This window comes from Xanthovirga aplysinae, from assembly GCF_009711365.1.
GTDB lineage: Bacteria > Bacteroidota > Bacteroidia > Cytophagales > Cyclobacteriaceae > Xanthovirga > Xanthovirga aplysinae.
On the sequence record NZ_SMMB01000671.1, the window covers coordinates 1 to 2,423 of the forward strand.

Genomic DNA, 2,423 nt, shown 5'->3' on the forward strand with positions numbered 1-2,423 from the left:
TTCATCAGAGTCGTAGGTATATATAATAATACCTTTAATTTTATTTAGACTTTTAGCAGAAAAGGATGATAGTAAATTTTCAATTTTCATCCCTTTATCTCCGGAAGGACTATATAAATATTTATCATTAAGATTTTTATAATCTTCGTCTTTTACAGGGTCATACACCCTGTAATATCCTCTATCTAATAGAAGAATTTCAACTTGATTATTAAGAATAAAACCCTCAATCAATTTTAGGGATTTAATTTTATGGGTTAAATCCATTTCCATGAAAGTAGGCACAATTTCAGGGTTTTCAATGTATAAAGAATTAGCTTTTAAAATTCTTTTCCCTATACAATCTCCAATGACAGGATTATCATCGATTATCAAGGTATTTATTTTTTTTCGCATTGTACCTTTTTTTAATCTAATTACAGCCTACGGTAAATATAAAAATTGTAGCTTCGGTTCTGCTGATGGCCTTTTGGGGCTATTATTTTTATATAGTGTTGTGCTTTCATGTTTTATTTAATTATTAAACCCTTTTTCTCCCCCTACTTAATCTAATTATTGTAGGCCGTATTAATTGGGTAAACCTAATATATAATAGCCCAGAGTTTTGCCGTTTTTCTTTTTTGCATTTTTAACCTCCCATGTATAAACGTTATTTTTAAGGGGTAGAAGCTCTTCTATATCCTTAAAGGTATAAACTCTCGGTTCCGAAGCTAGGCCGTCCCAGGCAAAGCAAATTGGAACTACAGGAATAACCCAGGAAAAGAGGATATCTTTCCAATGGATCGGCTTCACAAAGGGGGTATAAAGGATGGCAATCAAGGCCATTAAAGGCAAGGTTAGAGGTAAAAAAAGCCACCAAAGTATTAGCGGAAACATATTTTCTCCCATCTCATAGATCAAAATAGATATATTATTTAACTGGGAAGATTTTAATATTTCACGTGCTACTTCAGGACGCATGTGATGGAAACAATTGACCATTGTCTTTAGGCCTTTAGGTGCCATATACAGGTTCCTAGCATCCAGAGGGGTTTCTCTGTAGAAAATATATCCTTGATTTTTAACATTATACTGTTCTATAAATTCTTTATCAGGATATAAATCGGTAAGGAGAAGTTCTAATGGGGCATCTTCAGTTCCTTTGTTCAAATACTCAATAACCATTGGCATCACCCCCCCTGTACCTGAACCCAAATCAACAATTCGATTAAAGTCGTACTTTTTACGGATGTCGGAAATTAAGCTTGCCAGTACTTCTTTGGTTCCGAACAGTATGTGAAAAAACACAATCAACTTTGTCATGGTAGAACGAAACGAACTGGGGAACCAGTGAAAATCTTCAAATTCAAACAATTGTATTCTTTGCACTTTTCTTTTTTTATTTGCTGCATTACAATTAAGGATGAACTTATTTAAAGTGTGTACTTTAAGAAAACGTTATTACCAATACCTGAATATATTCTTTATTATATAGCCCTATCAAATAGCATTTAATTTATTTATACATAAAGCACAACACCGTTTATACCATTTATGTGGTATATCGCCCTTATATCCATTACTTCCACCTATCGGAAATTATACCTTAATAATCGTCAGAACAACAACAATCTAATTCTTCCAACGCATTACAGCTAACACAATATAAAACGTCAATTAGACCTTGATATTCTTCTTTTGTGTATCCGTCTAATAATCCAATTATAATTTTAGATTCCATTAATCTAGGGAGTGGAAGTAATAAGATTGAATATAATGGTGGAAATATCGGTAAGTATACCCCCCTTTTCTAATGGGGTTTATACATTTTTAGTGGTGGCTTTCATTCTTGTTCGTTCTAGTTTTTTTCTTCTGTTAATTAATATTGCTCCAATCGTTGTAATTAATCCACCCGATACCCCAACAATCCAAAAGAATAATTCTTTTTCAAAAAATCTCACCCCTATTTCAGCAGCTAAGGCAGCATATAAACCCACAACACTCCAAGACATTACTTTTAGGTGTTGTATATACCAATCGGCAACTTTTTTTCTATTCAAAACAGGGTACATTCCACCGAATAATGCAAAAAGACTAAGAAGAGCAAAAACGTGAAATACCCCAAATCCACCAAATAGTCTAAAAATCCCAAAAGCGGTTCCATTCATTATCAGCATTGATATTACATAGGTATAACCAATTATTTTGTGAAATTTAGTGCCTTTAATAGTCACAATTACAATTGTCCCTGTTAAAACTGAAATTAAAGCGAATATGGTGTGAATTAATCCAACTGGACTACTTATTATGTTTTCCATTTCGAAGTCTTTTTAATTCCAAATTTTATTTGAATTTCAATTTTCCTAATTCTGACTAACGCCAAATTTTTAAAACTTTAATCCACTAAAAATCTCCTTCTTAGCAAGAGAAATTAATCGGTTTCT

3 protein-coding genes are annotated in these 2,423 nt (G+C 32.5%); all 3 read right to left on the reverse strand.

Annotated elements, in window-relative coordinates; genetic code table 11:
* Positions 1-396: hypothetical protein (locus tag E1171_RS03965; RefSeq protein ID WP_155204306.1), on the reverse strand; the 396-nt coding region annotated here is incomplete at its 3' end.
* Between the two features lie 171 nt (positions 397-567).
* Entirely contained in the window at positions 568-1,368 is an 801-nt protein-coding gene (locus E1171_RS03970) for a hypothetical protein (RefSeq protein WP_187696239.1), read from the reverse strand.
* Positions 1,369-1,799: 431 nt separating this feature from the next.
* On the reverse strand, positions 1,800-2,297 hold the full coding sequence (locus tag E1171_RS03975; RefSeq protein WP_155204308.1) for a DUF2306 domain-containing protein: 498 nt from the start codon (positions 2,295-2,297) through the stop codon (positions 1,800-1,802).
* Between the last annotated feature and the right edge of the window lie 126 nt (positions 2,298-2,423).